This window comes from Metabacillus mangrovi, assembly GCF_009711125.1.
Taxonomy (GTDB): Bacteria; Bacillota; Bacilli; order Bacillales; family Bacillaceae; genus Metabacillus_B; species Metabacillus_B mangrovi.
The window spans coordinates 136,424-152,271 of sequence record NZ_WMIB01000001.1 but is presented as its reverse complement, the minus strand read 5'-3'; the positions used below and the strand labels follow the sequence as shown (position 1 = coordinate 152,271).

17 protein-coding genes are annotated in these 15,848 nt (G+C 48.5%); all 17 read left to right on the top strand.

Annotated elements, in window-relative coordinates; all coding sequences use genetic code 11:
- The 17 genes from GKZ89_RS00810 to GKZ89_RS00730 all read left to right on the top strand — a co-directional run bounded on the left by GKZ89_RS00810 (window position 1) and on the right by GKZ89_RS00730 (window position 15,834).
- Entirely contained in the window at window positions 1-792 is a 792-nt protein-coding gene (locus GKZ89_RS00810) for a hypothetical protein (protein WP_155110485.1), read from the top strand.
- A 339-nt stretch (window positions 793-1,131) separates the two neighbouring features.
- Window positions 1,132-1,953, top strand: a complete 822-nt coding sequence (gene fdhD / locus GKZ89_RS00805) for a formate dehydrogenase accessory sulfurtransferase FdhD (RefSeq protein WP_155110484.1) — start codon at window positions 1,132-1,134, stop codon at window positions 1,951-1,953.
- Window positions 1,950-2,960, top strand: a complete 1,011-nt coding sequence (gene moaA, locus GKZ89_RS00800; RefSeq protein WP_155110483.1) for a GTP 3',8-cyclase MoaA — start codon at window positions 1,950-1,952, stop codon at window positions 2,958-2,960. Before fdhD ends, moaA begins: the two co-directional genes overlap by 4 nt.
- A gap of 30 nt (window positions 2,961-2,990) precedes the next feature.
- Window positions 2,991-3,794, top strand: a complete 804-nt coding sequence (locus tag GKZ89_RS00795; RefSeq protein ID WP_155110482.1) for a formate/nitrite transporter family protein — start codon at window positions 2,991-2,993, stop codon at window positions 3,792-3,794.
- Between the two features lie 76 nt (window positions 3,795-3,870).
- Window positions 3,871-5,154 carry a molybdopterin molybdotransferase MoeA gene (locus GKZ89_RS00790; protein WP_155110481.1) on the top strand — a complete coding sequence of 428 codons (1,284 nt, stop codon included), beginning with the start codon at window positions 3,871-3,873 and terminating at the stop codon, window positions 5,152-5,154.
- Window positions 5,124-5,666: a molybdopterin-guanine dinucleotide biosynthesis protein B gene (mobB, locus tag GKZ89_RS00785; RefSeq protein WP_155110480.1), complete on the top strand. Its 543-nt coding sequence runs from the start codon at window positions 5,124-5,126 to the stop codon at window positions 5,664-5,666. The genes GKZ89_RS00790 and mobB overlap by 31 nt, the downstream gene beginning before the upstream one ends.
- Window positions 5,626-6,093: a molybdenum cofactor biosynthesis protein MoaE gene (locus tag GKZ89_RS00780; RefSeq protein ID WP_155110479.1), complete on the top strand. Its 468-nt coding sequence runs from the start codon at window positions 5,626-5,628 to the stop codon at window positions 6,091-6,093. The genes mobB and GKZ89_RS00780 overlap by 41 nt, the downstream gene beginning before the upstream one ends.
- Window positions 6,090-6,323, top strand: a complete 234-nt coding sequence (gene moaD, locus GKZ89_RS00775; protein WP_155110478.1) for a molybdopterin converting factor subunit 1 — start codon at window positions 6,090-6,092, stop codon at window positions 6,321-6,323. The genes GKZ89_RS00780 and moaD overlap by 4 nt, the downstream gene beginning before the upstream one ends.
- Before the next feature lie 85 nt (window positions 6,324-6,408).
- On the top strand, window positions 6,409-6,783 hold the full coding sequence (locus GKZ89_RS00770) for a nucleotide excision repair endonuclease (protein WP_155111062.1): 375 nt from the start codon (window positions 6,409-6,411) through the stop codon (window positions 6,781-6,783).
- A gap of 20 nt (window positions 6,784-6,803) precedes the next feature.
- Window positions 6,804-7,067, top strand: a complete 264-nt coding sequence (locus tag GKZ89_RS00765) for a DUF1292 domain-containing protein (protein ID WP_155110477.1) — start codon at window positions 6,804-6,806, stop codon at window positions 7,065-7,067.
- 116 nt (window positions 7,068-7,183) lie between these two features.
- Complete coding sequence (locus tag GKZ89_RS00760; RefSeq protein WP_155110476.1) at window positions 7,184-8,122, top strand: TRM11 family SAM-dependent methyltransferase; 939 nt, start codon at window positions 7,184-7,186, stop codon at window positions 8,120-8,122.
- 172 nt (window positions 8,123-8,294) lie between these two features.
- Window positions 8,295-9,215, top strand: a complete 921-nt coding sequence (murQ, locus tag GKZ89_RS00755) for an N-acetylmuramic acid 6-phosphate etherase (RefSeq protein WP_155110475.1) — start codon at window positions 8,295-8,297, stop codon at window positions 9,213-9,215.
- The gene (locus GKZ89_RS00750; protein WP_162356319.1) at window positions 9,212-10,069 is read left to right on the top strand and encodes an SIS domain-containing protein; all 858 of its coding nucleotides are present in this window, start codon (window positions 9,212-9,214) and stop codon (window positions 10,067-10,069) included. Before murQ ends, GKZ89_RS00750 begins: the two co-directional genes overlap by 4 nt.
- A gap of 23 nt (window positions 10,070-10,092) precedes the next feature.
- Entirely contained in the window at window positions 10,093-11,448 is a 1,356-nt protein-coding gene (locus GKZ89_RS00745) for a PTS transporter subunit EIIC (RefSeq protein WP_155110473.1), read from the top strand.
- Window positions 11,445-12,482, top strand: coding sequence for a MupG family TIM beta-alpha barrel fold protein (locus tag GKZ89_RS00740; protein ID WP_155110472.1), 1,038 nt, complete (start codon window positions 11,445-11,447; stop codon window positions 12,480-12,482). Before GKZ89_RS00745 ends, GKZ89_RS00740 begins: the two co-directional genes overlap by 4 nt.
- Window positions 12,479-13,831: a penicillin binding protein PBP4B gene (gene pbp4b, locus GKZ89_RS00735; RefSeq protein ID WP_194201617.1), complete on the top strand. Its 1,353-nt coding sequence runs from the start codon at window positions 12,479-12,481 to the stop codon at window positions 13,829-13,831. The genes GKZ89_RS00740 and pbp4b overlap by 4 nt, the downstream gene beginning before the upstream one ends.
- A 56-nt stretch (window positions 13,832-13,887) precedes the next feature.
- Window positions 13,888-15,834 (top strand): glycoside hydrolase family 3 protein, encoded by a 1,947-nt coding sequence (locus GKZ89_RS00730; RefSeq protein WP_155110471.1) that lies wholly within the window; start codon window positions 13,888-13,890, stop codon window positions 15,832-15,834.
- Window positions 15,835-15,848: the final 14 nt, after the last annotated feature.

The following is a 15,848-nucleotide window of genomic DNA, read 5'->3' as shown; positions in this document are numbered from 1 at the left end:
ATGAAAAGATGGATTTTGTCTGCCGTTCTCATCCTCGCGGCGGTGACCGCAGGATACTCGATCTATGAATCCACGCAGCCTGCAGAAGCTTCCCCGGGCCATCATTCAAAAGAAAGTTCATCAGGGCATTCCGGCCATGATCCCGAAGAGTCTGAACGCTCGGTTTCAGCAAAGGCAGCCTATAAGGATGGAACCATCAGCATACATGTGAAAGACGATGAAAATCAGCCTTATAGCAGGCTGCAGGTTAATCACGAAAAAATCATGCATTTAATTGTCGTCAGTGAGGACTTAAAAACCTACCGGCACCTGCATCCGGATAAAAGAGAAGACGGACTTTATGAAGTCCGGCAGTCTCTTCCAGACGGCCGCTACAAAGCATTCGTTGACATCAAGCCCGAAGACGCAGCCTATGAAATTCAACCTGCTAATCTATCTGCGGGTGCCGCGGGGCCGAGTGTGCAAAGCACGCTATATCCGGATGACTCATTCGTCCAGCGTTCTTCAGAGTATGAGGCAAAAATGAGCCCGGAACAGCTAAAAGCAAATGAAGCTGTCCGTCTATCCTTTACCTTTAACAAGGGAACCCCGGAGCGGTATCTCGGAGCAGCAGGCCATGTCGTCATCCTGGATGAAAAAGGCGAAAAATTTCTTCACGTCCACCCGCTTTCCGACAATGAAACGAAGTTCGAAACCACCTTTAAAGATCCCGGCGTCTATAAAATTTGGGCTGAATTTAAATTTGAAGGCAAGGTTCACGTTTTTCCCTACTCTGTGAAAGTTGAGGACTGATGAGGTATATGTCTGGGATTGGTTTCCCTAACATGTGACTGAATCATTTCGGCATGAAAAAGATCCGCAGACACGTAACCTTCTGCTATCCCGCCTTTTTCAGATCTATCAGATCTGAATTTTTTACACGAAGGGGTATAAACCTGTCAGGGGACGCGTCTGCGTCCCCTTTTTCATGTGCAGCCTCCCTTTACAGGTCCTGCGAATACCAGTCTTTAAGTGATTTTTCTTTGCTTTCAGAGCATTAAGAGGTTTAAATTAAAAGAATAGACTTTTTTAAGGGTTCCGGGCTCCATCTAAGGGTATAGAAAGAGTAGACTTAGAACTGGTGGTGACGAGATGCAGCCGGCTGAGAGAAAGCGCAGCATTATTAAAGTTCAGAATGGCCGGGTTCAGAGGCTGGAGGATACGATTGTAACGGAGTTTCCAGTCACCTTGAAAGTAAATGGGATGGAGTTTGTTACGATGATCTGCACTCCGGAGTACATCGAGGATATGACGGTAGGGTATATGGCCTCAGAGGGGATCATTCAGGACTATAAAGATATTAAAGACTTGTGGGTCCAGGAAAAAGAAGGGTTTGTGCATGTAAAGACAGACCGAGTGAATGAGCTTGCGAGGGATTTTCAGAGCAAGCGGATCATTACTTCCTGCTGCGGAATGAGCAGACAGGGCTTTGTTTTTGTGAACGATGCACGTACAGCAAAGAAAATAGAGGGCATCACTGTCCGGATTTCCGCTGAAAACTGCTTCCGGCTGATGAGGGAAATGCAGGAGTCAGCGCGCACATTTCAGGAAACAGGCGGCGTCCACAATGCCGCTCTTTGTGATGAAAACGGAATCATCATCAGCAGAAAAGATATTGGCCGTCATAATGCCCTCGATAAAATTTATGGATATTGCCTGCGGAATGGCATCTCCGTGAACGATAAAATCATTGTCTTTAGCGGCAGGATCTCATCCGAAATCCTTACAAAAGTTTCAAAGATCGGCTGTGAGATCGTTCTGTCAAAATCTGCTCCGACCGTGCTTGCTTTAGAATTGGCAGAGGAATTGGGGATTACAGCAGCAGGTTTCATCCGAAACGACTCCATGAACATCTACACATGGCCTGAACGGATTTTGGAACTGGACGAGGAAGAAAGGGGAGGACAGGAATGAACGACAGCCTGACAGATTCACTTCAGCGGCCTCTGAGAGATTTGCGGCTTTCAGTTACAGACCGGTGCAATTTCCGGTGTACCTACTGCATGCCGGAGGAGGTTTTTGGACCGGATTTTAAATTTCTTCCGAAGGACAGCATCCTGACTTTTGAAGAGATGGAGCGGCTCACCCGCCTTTTCGCAAGGCTTGGTGTTGAAAAAGTCCGCATAACCGGAGGGGAGCCTCTTTTAAGGAGGGAACTGCCGAAGCTTATAGAAAAAATTGCAGCGATCGAGGGAATCCGGGATATTGCGATCACGACGAACGGCTCCCTTTTAAGAAAGCAGGCTGCTGCACTGAAAGCTGCCGGTCTGGACCGGGTAACGATCAGTTTGGACTCACTTGATGAGGAAACCTTCAGGAAGTTAAATGGGAATAAAAGCAACACCGAGAGGGTATTGGAAGGTATTGAGGCGGCTGCAGAAGCAGGCCTGCAGGTGAAAATCAATATGGTCGTCCAAAAAGGAAAAAACAGTGAAGACATCCTTCCGATGGCTGAGTATTTCAAGTCGAAAAAACACATCCTGCGTTTTATAGAATATATGGATGTCGGGAATACGAACGGATGGAAAATGGATGAAGTAGTCGGGAAAAAAGAAATTTTAAACAGGATCGGACAAGCGATGCCACTTGAACCGCTGGAACCGAATTACAAGGGAGAAGTTGCTTCCAGGTACAGGTATGAAGATGATGGACAGGAAATCGGGGTGATCTCTTCTGTAACAGACTCGTTTTGCTCCACTTGCTCCAGGGCAAGAGTTTCAGCTGAAGGGAAGCTCTATACTTGCCTTTTTGCAGAAGACGGGCATGACTTGAAGAGCCTGCTGCGTTCCGGCGCAGCGGATGAAGAGATTCTCCGCAGCATCTCCTCCATTTGGGAGGTGAGGGCAGACCGTTATTCCGATGAACGGAGGGAAGGGAAGCCTGCCGGACATAAAGTGGAAATGTCACGCATCGGGGGATGAATCGGAAAACACAAGATGGGAGAGGGTAAGATGGCTTTTTTAAAGCCGGAACAGATCGCGGAAAAAACCGTCGAGTCAGGGGTTTCAAAAACAAAATTGCCGTTAGCAGCCAAATGGATTTTAGGGTTTTTGGGAGGCGCTTTTATTTCGCTTGGGTTCCTGCTTGATATCCGGGTTATTGCCGATCTTCCCGAGGAATGGGGCAGTTTCGCTTCTTTACTCGGCGGGGCCGTTTTCCCAGTTGGCCTGATCCTCGTCGTCCTTGCCGGTGCAGAGCTTGTAACAGGAAACATTATGTCGGTATCCATGGCATGGTATGCAAAAAAAATCCCACTTAAAGCGGTCGGAGCGAACTGGCTGCTGATTCTTCTCGCCAACTTTGCGGGAGCCTTATTTGTCGCCTTCTTTTTCGGGCATGTCGTAGGACTGACCGAGACAGGGCCTTATCTGGAAAAAACCGTTTCGATGGCCGGTGCAAAGCTTGATGAATCGTTTTTGCAGACATTTGTATCGGCAATAGGGTGCAACTGGCTCGTATGTCTTGCCATCTGGCTGGCAGCGGGATCAGATGACATGGGAGGGAAAATCCTCGGCATCTGGTTTCCGATTATGGCGTTCGTCGCGATTGGCTTTCAGCACGTTGTAGCGAATATGTTTCTTATCCCAGCCGCCATTTTTGCAGGCCATTATTCCTGGCTGGAATACCTCGGCAATTTTCTCCCGACTCTTCTCGGTAACATGATCGGCGGTTCTCTTTTCGTCGGAATGGCTTACTATATTGCCTATTTTAAAAAAGATGTGAAGCGTTCTGTCGCTTCAAAGAAAGTTTCCTGACTTCGGTATGCGGACCGGTACTTGCCGGTCCGTTAAGCCGGGTAGATCCATCATCTGCAAGAAAGGAGGGGAAACGATGGCCGAAAAACGCACTCCGATCCCAATCGGCGAGGCGGTATCAAGAGTGATGGAGTATGCGGAAGAGGGGGCAGCCGCACTCATCCCCATCGAAGAATCGTTCGGGCGCGTTCTCGCGGAGGATTTAACCGCGGATCATGATGTACCGGCTTTTGACCGGTCCCCGTATGATGGTTTTGCCATCCGGGCGGAAGACACACAGTCAAAACTGCCGGCAGTGCTCGAAGTAGCCGGGGAGATCGGCGCCGGTTCTGTTTATCCCCACACTGCCAAACCGGATCAGGCTGTCCGGATCATGACGGGGGCAGCCATTCCAGAGGGCTTCGATGCCGTGGTGATGATCGAGCTTGTTAAAGAACATACAAAGAATGAAAAGAAATACATAGAAGTCAGCAGAAGCTATAGTAAAGGGGATAATCTTTCTTTTCGCGGTGAGGATGCGAAAAAAGGACAGATCCTTGCCGGGAAAGGAACGTTCGTCGACCCGGGAGTCACTGCTTTGCTCGCAACCTTTGGCTATCAGGAAGTGCCTGTTGCTTCACGCCCTTCCGTTGGCGTTATTGCCACCGGGAGCGAGCTGTTGGACCCGGAAGCCCCGCTTGAGCCGGGAAAAATCCGAAACAGCAACGCCTACATGCTTCTTTCCCAGATAAGACGGGCAGGTGCGGACCCCGTGTATTTCGGCAAAGTGGCGGATGATTTCGAAGCCTGCTTTCAGACCATCAGCAGGGCTTTAAAAGAAACGGACATGCTTATCACCACAGGCGGTGTCTCGGTTGGTGATTATGACTACCTTCCTGACATTTACAAAAATCTCGGTGCGAATGTCCTGTTTAACAAAGTGGCGATGAGGCCGGGCAGTGTTACAACTGTTGCAGAAAAGGATGGAAAGCTGCTGTTCGGGCTTTCCGGAAACCCTTCTGCCTGCTATGTGGGGTTTGAGCTGTTTGCAAGGCCAGTCATCCGGAGAACAATGGGAAATCCGTTTCCGCACCTGAAAAGAATAAAAGCGATCCTCGGAGCTGACTTCAAAAAAGCCAATCCGTTCACAAGGCTTGTACGCGGCAGACTTAAATACGGTGAGGGCGGAACGGTATCTGCTGTCCCTGCTGGCTTTAACAAATCCAGCTCTGTATCCTCGCTGGCAGCAGCAGATGTTTTCATCCTTCTTCCCGGCGGTACAAGGGGCTACGAAAAGGGAATGACAGTCGATGCTCTGCTGGTCGGCGGTGAGACAGGGAGTGGCTGGCCATGGGAAAACATTTTGCCATCCTACAGGTAGCTGGTTATCAGAATAGCGGAAAAACCGTTTTAATGGAAAAACTCATCTCCCGTTCAGCAACAGAAGGGCTAATGCCCGCTTCGATCAAGCATCATGGGCATGGAGGAAGGCCGGAGCTTACAAAAGACAGCCACAGGCACTTCAGTGCCGGAGCTGCTGTCTCAGGTGCTGAAGGAGATGGAGTCCTTCAGCTTTCCATCCGCCTAAAAGATACTTCTCTCGGGGGATTAATGGCATTGTATTCTCATTTCCCTCTTGATGTCCTGTTCATCGAGGGATACAAAAATGAACCCTTTCCAAAAGTACTATTGCTTGAGAAGAAAGAGGATGAAGCATTGATCCATTCATTGAAAGGGGTCATCTGTGTGATTGGCGATCCAGATCTGGACATTACAACGCACCTGCCTGTTTTCAGGCGGGATGAAGAAGAGCAGTATCTGGATTTTATTATGGAGGAGGTCCGGAGACAGCATGAAAAACTTTCTGCTGACAGAAAATCCAATTTCAGCTGAGGAAGTCATTCAAAAGGTTGCGAGAAGAGAAGCTGGAGCGGTAACGGTTTTTATCGGTACAGTCCGGGAACTGACGAATGGAAAACGGACTCTTTATCTCGAATACGAAGCATACAAGCCGATGGCAGAAAAAATGCTTGAGAAAATCGGTGAAGAAGTGAAAGAAAAATGGCCGGAAGCAGAAGCAGCCATCACCCACCGGACAGGCAAGCTGGACATCTCGGATACAGCGGTAGTGATTGCCGTATCCTCACCGCACCGGAAAACAGCCTATGAAGCAAATGAATATGCCATTGAACGAATAAAGGAAATTGTGCCGATCTGGAAGAAAGAATTTTGGGAGGACGGCTCCAAATGGATAGGCGATCAGCGGGAAACCGCTGCATATCCCGATGGAAGACCTCCGGAAGGAATGTTGGACCAATGATAAAAGTTTTGCTGTTTGCCGCTGTCAGAGAGTTCATCGGCAAGGATATGATTGAGATGGAAGGCGGAAGCCAGACTGTTTTACAGCTTCGCGAGCAGCTTGAAAAGGATTACCCGGAAGCTCCTTTTTCACATGCGATGGCTGCCGTAAATGAAAGCTTTGTTCCGGATGACTATGAAATTAAGCCCGGGGACACTGTGGCTTTCATCCCGCCGGTCAGCGGCGGATAAGAGCAGTGGATATGCTCTGTAAGTTATGAGATAATACAGGATGTATACAGTAAGGCTTATAACAGCAGAAGATGGAAGTGATCAGATGATTAATATTAGAATACCGGCACCGGATTATGTGCTGAAAAGAAATGATGGCGGGGGAACTCCAGGAGAACCTGCTATCAGCAGCAAATACGGCTTTAGCGATTACATGAACATCCCACGAGATAAGGGCGGGATCTTCATGTTCTATAATTTGAATGATGAACTGCTTTTCGTTGGCAAAGCACGGAAACTTAGACAGCGCATCAGAAAGCATTTTGAGGACACGGTTTCCCCTGTAAAGGACCACCGTGATGAGATTGCTGAAATCGCTGTGTGCTGCATTGAGGACCCGATGGAACGGGAAATTTATGAGACGTATGCAATAAACAAAGACCAGGCAAAATATAACGTGGATAAGGTTTTCTTTAATTAACCCGATAAAGGAGGAAAACCATGGATACAGTTGAAGTAGGAGATCTGCTGCTGATCGAAGATGAAAACGGCCAGGAGCAGGAGCTCGAGGTACTGGCGACGGCTGAAATGGATGGCAGGCAGTATGCGGCTGTTGGTTTCACCGAAGACATCGAAAAAGAAACAAAAGAAGAAATCGAATTGTTCTTTTTGAGAGTGGAAGAAGACGGAGAACTTTCCGAAATTGAAGATGATGAAGAATTTGAAGCGGTCACCTCTGCGTTTGAGTCACAGATGGAGTCGTAACAAAAAAGAGGGGGGATTCCACCTCTTTTTTCTTTGACGATTTACTCATCTTTTCACACCGGCTGATCGGCCGCAGGGCTGCCAATCAGCTAAACAAATAGAAAGGCAGAGGGAGCATGGAGAAATACTTTATTTATTCCCATTCATACAATCCTGAAGAAAAACCACTTTGCATGCTTGAGATGAGATCTTTTTTTCAAATGGAGCCCAAAGAGGAGCTTTTCAGCAGCCGGAAAGAAGTTGCTCCAGGAAGGAGCCCTTTTTTACGGGAACGAATTGAGGTTACAGCCAAGGGAAAGACTTTGGAAGATTTGAAACCAGCGTTGGAAAGAATCAAATTGGAAGAAGAAACCTTTAAAATAATCTGTTTAAAACAAAGCAGGGAAACTGGACAGGAACGCCTTTCCTACCAGGAGCGGAGAGCTGCAGAACGGCTCCTTGGCCAGTGGATCGATGCAGAAGCGGACGTTCACGAACCCGATCATGTGTATGGCCTTGCAGCACTTGATGGGCTCTGGTATTTCGGCTTGTACAGCCGAAGTGACTCGGTCTGGCTTCAGCATATGAAAAAACCCCGTCAGTATTCCACTGCACTCAGCACGAGGATGGCGAGGGCTGTAGTTAATATTGCGGTGCCGGAGACGGAAGGAGTTTCTGTTATTGATCCTTGCTGCGGCATCGGAAATGTACTCGTAGAGGCCCTCTCAATGGGTGTCACGATTGACGGAAGTGACATCAATCCTCTCGCTGTTACCGGGGCACGTGAAAATATTGCCCATTTTGGACTGGAGGGAACTGTTAAAGTTCAGCCCATTGAGGAAGTAAGCAGCCTTTATGATGCGGCCATCATTGATTTGCCGTATAACCTGTACACACACATTACAGAAGAACAGCAGCTCTCGATCCTTAAAGCAGCGAGAAACATTGCCGGACGGTGTATTTTTGTTACGGTAAGACCGATCGACCAGGCCCTTGCTGAAGCCGGTTTTCAGATTATCGACAGGGGACTGGCCGTAAAAAGCAAGTTTTCCCGAGAAGTACTTGTTTGCATATAAACCTAACGAAAAAGCTGCGCAGCCAGCTTTTTTTGCTTTAATCATCTAGGCCTTTTGAAACGAAATTTCATAAAATGCAGGATTAAATTGAAATAATTATTCAAAAAGAAGTATAATACAGGTGTTGGGTGAATATTCAGAATATTATACGTATACAGGAGGTTTCCGTACGATGGAAAAGCAGCTTAAGAGGTTGACGACGGAACAGCGAAATGAAAAATCCAGAAATCTGGATACGGCGGAAACGATCGATATCCTGACCATCATGAATGAAGAAGACAAAAAAGCAGCAGAAGCTGTGGAAAAAGCACTCCCGCAGATCAGCAGAGCGGTGGAGTTTGCTGCCGGATCGTTCCAAAAAGGGGGCCGGCTGATTTATATAGGAGCAGGAACGAGCGGAAGACTCGGAATTCTGGATGCTGTTGAATGCCCTCCTACCTTCAGTACATCCCCTGAACAGGTTCAAGCTGTGATGGCTGGCGGAAATGACGCCTTTATCCGGGCGGCAGAAGGAGCAGAGGATTCCACGGAAGAGGGAGAGAAGGATTTACAGAAGCTCGGATTGTCCAGCAAGGATACTGTCATTGGGATCGCTTCAAGCGGTAGAACACCCTATGTGGCCGGTGCCCTTCAATACGCCCGCCGGATTGGTGCAGACACTGTCGCATTATCCAGTAATGAAGGCGCTTACATAAGCGGTCTTGCAGATTGTGCGATTGAAACTGTAACGGGACCGGAAGTACTGACGGGATCGACAAGATTAAAGGCAGCAACGGCACACAAGATGGTCTTAAATATGATTTCCACTGCAGCGATGGTGAAAAGCGGAAAAGTGTATGAAAACCTGATGGTGGACGTTCATGTCAGCAATCACAAACTGAAAGAGCGGGCCGTCTCCATTATTGAGGAAATTACTAACGCAACAGCCGAGAGAGCCAGGGCTGCGCTTGAAGAGGCAGACTTGCAGGTAAAAAGAGCGATTGTCATGATCCAGGCAAATAAAGATGCAGAACAAGCGAAGGTTCTCCTTGAATCATGTGGAGGAAATGTAAAGGAAGCCGTTACTGCAGCGGAAGAGGAGAAGCGTTCGTGACAAAGGGCGGGTTATCCATCATCACCAGCACGATGAACAGGCTGCCTGAATCTGAGCGGAAAATCGCCCAGTATATACTCGACTATCCGCATGAAGCCGTCAACAGCACGGTCCAGGAGATCAGCAAATCTTCGAATACGAGCGGAGCAGCTGTTGTAAGACTTTGTAAATCCCTTGGTCTCAAAGGATTCCAGGACTTGAAGCTCCGAATCGCAGGTGATCTGCTGAAGCCTGCGGCACCTGGTTACCGGGACATCGAACCGGAGGAACCTCTTTACACGACGGCTATGAAAACGGCAAGCAACAGCATTCAGGCAATCACTGATACGTCAGAGCTGCTCGATTACCAGCAGCTGGAGCAAGCTGTCCGGCTGCTCCTCAGTGCCGGTAATGTTCATTTTTTCGGTGTTGGTGCCTCGGGTATTGTGGCGGCTGATGCTCAGCAAAAGCTCCTCCGCATCAGCAAACAAGCAACGGCTTTTTCTGATCTCCATCTGGTTGCGACCCTGATTGCCAATGCAAAGGAGGACGATCTTCTTTTTGCCGTATCGCATTCCGGGGAAACTCCTGAGATATTAAAAATCCTTAAACTGGCGAAAGAAAAGGGGGTGAGAACGATTGGCCTGACTCATTTCGGCCAATCCAAAATGACCGCATTATGTGATGTGTGCCTCTATACATCAAGCTCCGGTGAAGCCCCATTCAGAAGTGCAGCCACTTCTTCAAGGCTCGCCCAGCTTTATGTGATCGACGTTTTATTTCTGGGCCTCGCTGCCAATCAATACAGTGAGACGGTCCAGCAGATAGACCGTACGAGAGAGGCGATCCGTTCCATTACCGGAAGAGAAAAATAGAGAACATTGGGGGAGGGTTTTTGATGAACGAACAAGTCATGGCGGCCGCCATACTGGAGAAATTAGGAGGCAGGGAAAACGTCGCTTCGTATGCTCATTGTATGACAAGGCTCAGGGTGAAAGTGAAAGATGCATCAGCTGTAGACAGGGACGGGATCAAAAAGATTGAAGGGGTATTTGGTCTTGTCGTGGAAGAAACGTTCCAGATTATCGTAGGGCCTGGTACGGTCAGCCGGGTGGCAGAGGAATTCGGCAAACTCACCGGAGAAGAGGAAAATTTTGATTTGAAAGCCGCTGCTGCTTCCAATAAAGCCGAACTCAACAAAAAGAATGCTACACCGTTCAAGCGATTTTTAAGGCGCATTGCCAATATTTTCATCCCGCTCATTCCTGCGCTTGTTGCTTCAGGATTGATCACTGGTATCACGAAGGCGTTGATCCAGGGGGAAGCTCTTCCTGATAAATCACAAATCGCTTTGATCCTGCTCGCCATCGGCGGGGGCTTGTTCACATACCTTGGTATTTTAGTAGGGATCAATGCAGCAAAAGAATTTGGAGGATCACCTGCCCTTGGTGGTTTGGCCGGAATCCTGATCATCAATCCTGCTATCGCCGACATTTCCCTCTTCGGAGAAAATCTCCTTCCAGGACGCGGGGGGCTGATCGGCGTATTGTTTGCGGCTATTTTTATAGCGGTAGTGGAGCAGAGAGTACGTCGTTTCATACCTAAATCATTGGATATTATCCTCACTCCTACGATTGCACTTCTCATAACCGGTCTTTGTACGTATATCATTTTCATGCCGGTAGGCGGCTGGATATCAGGAGGAATTACAGCAGGCTTGCTCGCAGTCCTTGATGCAGGCGGACCGGGTGCCGGTTTCGTCCTTGGAGCAACCTTCCTGCCCCTTGTCGTGACAGGACTTCACCAAGGTCTTACCCCGGTTCACCTGGAGCTGATTGCTGCCATCGGTGACGATCCGCTGCTCCCGATTCTCGCCATGGGCGGAGCAGGCCAGGTAGGTGCGGCATTCGCGATTTTTGCCAAAACAAAGAAAAAACGCCTGAAGCGGGCCATTGGCGGAAGTTTACCTGCGGGACTCCTGGGAATCGGAGAGCCGCTCATATTCGGTGTCACCCTTCCGCTCGGCCGCCCGTTCTTGACCGCTTGCCTTGGAGCGGGCGTCGGGGGTGCGTTTCAGGCTTACTTTAATGTGGCATCCACGAACATCGGTGTATCAGGACTGCCGCTGATTTTCCTTATCCCGCTGAATGAAATTGCTCTATACGTGATCGGGCTGGTCATCGCTTACGGAGCAGGGTTTCTCATAACGTATCTATTCGGATTTAAAGATGAAATGGCCAGTGAGTTTTCATGATCGGCTTTTCGTTTTACCTGCAGGATCCTTCTGCATCTGAACGGATCGAAGAAGCGGGAAAGCTTGGGGTTAAACGAGCCTTTACTTCCCTCCACATCCCTGAAGAACAAGGAGATCTGGCTGCCGTCGCAGCCGGACTTCTTGAAAAAGCAGCAGAAGCAGGCATTCAGGTATTTGCGGACATTTCCGCAAATACCCATGCCAGATTCGGACTCTCCACAGTGAAGGGGCTTAATGGGCTCGGGGTTTCCGGACTCCGGCTGGATGATGGATTCAGTCCCGGGGAAACAGCTGCTTTATCCGAGGAATTTTCGATCGCCATTAATGCGAGCATTCTTTTTGAAGACGAGTTGCTGCAGCTTTTGGAACTTGGAGTTAAGCCGCAATCGATGATCGCCTGGCATAACTACTATCCGAGGAGAGAGACCGGTCTCGATGAGGAATTTTTCTCTCAGCAAAATAAGCTCTTCAGCCGGTACGGAATACGGTCAGCAGCATTCGTTCCAGGCAGGGGAGAAAAGAGGGGGCCGCTGTATGAAGGTCTGCCAACTCTGGAAAAACACCGGAGCACAAACCCGCTTCACGCAGCTGCAGAGCTGAAGGAGTTGGGAGCTGATTTTATTTTTATCGGTGATCCTGATTGGGGCGGCGGATTGCTCGAGGATCTCATTTTGTACGAGCAGGATACCCTTCGGATTCCTGTTCATTCATCCAGGGAGTTCGATGGCTGCTATAAAGTCAGGCCGGATCTGTCCCGCGATGTCATCCGGCTGATGGATACGCGGTCAAATGATCCTGTCCCGCCTCAAGCCGCAACTCTGAGAAGAAGGGGCGCGGTTACCGTTGACAATGACCGGTACGGAAGATACAAAGGGGAGATGCAGATTGTAAAGAACGATCTGCCGACTGATGAGAGAGTGAACGTCATAGGAATGATCGATGAAAAAGACCTTCCTCTGCTCTCTTTTATTCGTCCGGGCACAAACGTGCTCCTCACAAATAAAAATGAAAGATTAGGAGATGGAGAGATTTGAAGCGAAAAGCTGTGAAATCTTTGGTAGCCTTGTCGCTTATGCTGCCGGCTGCTGTTCCTATGCATGCGTATGCAGCAGGAAGCCATGAAACAGCAGTCATGGAGGAGGCATCCATGTTGAAAAAGGCCCATTCCCCGGAGGAGGCCGGATTTTCCTCAGCCGCCCTGAAAAAAATAGACCGGATGATTGAGAAGGATATAAGCCGCGGCTTCCCCGGAGCAGCACTGATCATTATCAAGGATGGAATGATCGTTAAGGAAGAGGCATACGGATACAGCAAGATTTACGAAGGGGCAGAGCGACTGAAGAAACCGGAAAAAATGAAAAAGGATACGCTCTTTGATCTGGCCTCCAATACGAAGATGTACGCGGTTAATTTTGCGCTTCAGCAGCTTGTGGCAGAAGGAAAGATTCGTCTGGAAGACCGGGTTCAGACGTACATTCCTGAATTTAAGGACCAAGACAGTGACGTCATTAAGGGAAAAGATTCGCTTCGAATCGTAGACATCCTTCATCACACGGCCGGCTTTCCAGCAGATCCGCAGTATCACAATCCGAAAGTTTCAAAAGATTTATATTCCCAGGACCGTGAAACGACCATACAAATGATTTCCAGAACGCCTTTGTCCTACAAACCGGGAACGAAAAATGTATACAGTGATGTTGATTATATGCTTCTCGGGGCGATTATAGAGAAAGTATCCGGCATGAGGCTCGATGAATATGCGGAAAACCGATTATATAAGCCTCTTGGATTGACCCGGACCATGTACAACCCTCTTAGAAATGGATTCTCTGAAAAAGATGCAGCTGCTACAGAGAGAAGGGGAAACACAAGAGAAGGCACAATCATTTTTCCGAATATCCGGACACATACTCTGCAAGGCGAAGTTCATGATGAAAAAGCGTTTTATTCCATGGATGGGGTATCCGGACATGCGGGATTGTTCTCAACCACCGGGGATCTTGCTGTTCTCCTTCAAACGATGCTGAACGGGGGTTCCTATGGACAGAAAACCCTATTCAGCAAAGAGGCTGCAACCTCTTTTCTCAAGCCCTCCGCTTTGAATCCTACATACGGACTTGGATGGAGGCTGAACGGAAATGATAGCATGGAGTGGATGTTCGGGCCCTTCGCAAGCAGATCTGCGTTCGGACACACCGGATGGACAGGCACAGTGACCATCCTGGACCCGGAATATAACCTTGGAATTGTCTTGCTGACCAATAAGAAACACACACCTATGGTAAAAGGGTCTGCCAGTTTTCAAGGAGATTTATATCAAACTGGGAAATATGGAAGCATTGTGACCGCTGTTTATGAAGCGATGCTTAACCAATCAAAGTAAACGCTTACAATAAAAAGCTTTATCATTTTCAGGCGTCTGCCATAAGGAGGAGAACAATGGGAAAGAAACGATGGGCGGTATATGGAATGATTTCTGCGCTGGTATTATCAGGCTTCTCAGGGACTTCACTTCAGGAAGAGGGAAAGGAACCGGATTCCCGAACGGTTGAACAAATGGTGAGTGAAATGCCGCTTGAGGAAAAAGTAGGTCAAATGCTGATGCCGGACTTCCGCAACTGGCAGAAGGCGGGGGAAGCAAAAGCAACGGGGTTCACTGAGATGAACAGCGAAGTCGGAAGCATCATTGAAAAATACCATCTTGGCGGCGTCATATTGTTTGCTGAAAATGTGACCGGGACAGAACAGACGGTTAGGCTGACAGATGGACTTCAGAAGGCAGGCAAAAAAATCCCTTTGTTTATCACCATTGACCAGGAAGGTGGAATTGTCACAAGGCTTCAGTCCGGGACAAACCTACCTGGAAACATGGCGCTCGGGGCAGGCAGAAGCGAAAAAAATGCCTACCGGACCGGTAAGATCATCGGCAGGGAGCTGGCATCGCTCGGCATTAACGTGAATTTCGCTCCGTCCCTTGATGTAAATAACAATCCAGCCAACCCGGTCATCGGTGTTCGCTCGTTCAGCAGCAATCCTGAACTCGTGGCATCCCTTGGACTTCAGTCCATTAAAGGGATGCAAGAACAGAACATGGCTACGTCAGCCAAACACTTCCCGGGACATGGTGACACGGCTGTTGATTCACATTACGGGCTTCCGATGGTCACCCACGGGAAGGAAAGACTCAAAAATGTGGAGCTGTATCCCTTCCAGAAGGCAATAGATGCAGGCGTAGACATGATCATGACTGCGCACGTTCAGTTCCCGGCAATCGATGACACGACGTATACAAGCAAAAAAGACGGCCAGCAGATTATGGTGCCCGCTACTCTCTCCCGAAAAGTCCTCACCGGTCTGCTTAAGGAAGAAATGGGCTTCAAGGGCGTCGTAGTAACGGATGCACTGAATATGAAAGCCATCGCAGATAACTTCGGCCAGACAGAAACGGTGATCATGGCGATCAACGCAGGCGTGGATATTGCTTTGATGCCTGCACCTGTAACGTCTCTCGCCACAGAGAAAAACCTGGCTGAAGTTTACAAAGGTGTCATTAATGCCGTTAAAACAGGTGAAATTCCGATGGCTGAGATTGATGATTCAGTTGAACGGATCCTGGAGCTGAAAATCAAGCGCGGCATTCTCAACCCTGAAGTAAACGAGGTAAGCCAGTCCCTTCAAGAGCAAATCAGTCAGGCTAAGAAGACTGTCGGAAGCATGAAGCATCATCATTTAGAAAAAGCGATGGCGCTCGATGCCGTCACCCTTCTGAAAAACGATGATCAGACGCTCCCTTTCAAGCCGAAAAGAAATGACAAGATCTTGATTGCCGCTCCTTTTGAGGACCAGGCGGAAGCGATCAGGAGATCGATTAATGAGCTTTATTCCAAAAAGATGATGAACCGGGTAAAGACCGATTCCGTTGTATTCTCAGGAAAAGTGTTCGATAAAGAAACAGCCCGGAAAATTGATGAAGCAGATTATGTGATTACAGGCTCGTATGTAGTGAAAAATGACCCTGCCGTCAATGACGGGGTGATCGATGATACGGTAACCGATTCCAGCAAGTGGGCGACAGCTTTCCCGAGAGCCGTCATGAACTATGCCCAAAAGCAGGATAAGAAGTTTGTATTGATGAGTCTCCGCAATCCGTATGATGCCGCCAATTTCGAAGAGTCAAAAGCAGTGCTTGCTGTTTATGGGTTTAAGGGCTACTCGAACGGACGCTACCGCCAGCCGAATATTCCGGCAGGCATCCAGACGATATTCGGGCTGTCTAATCCAAAAGGCAAAATGCCTGTTGATATTCCATCCGTTACACAGCCGGGTGAAATTTTGTATCCATATGGCTATGGTTTAACGTTCCATTCAAAAAATCCGCAGCAATAAGGGGGAATGGCTGA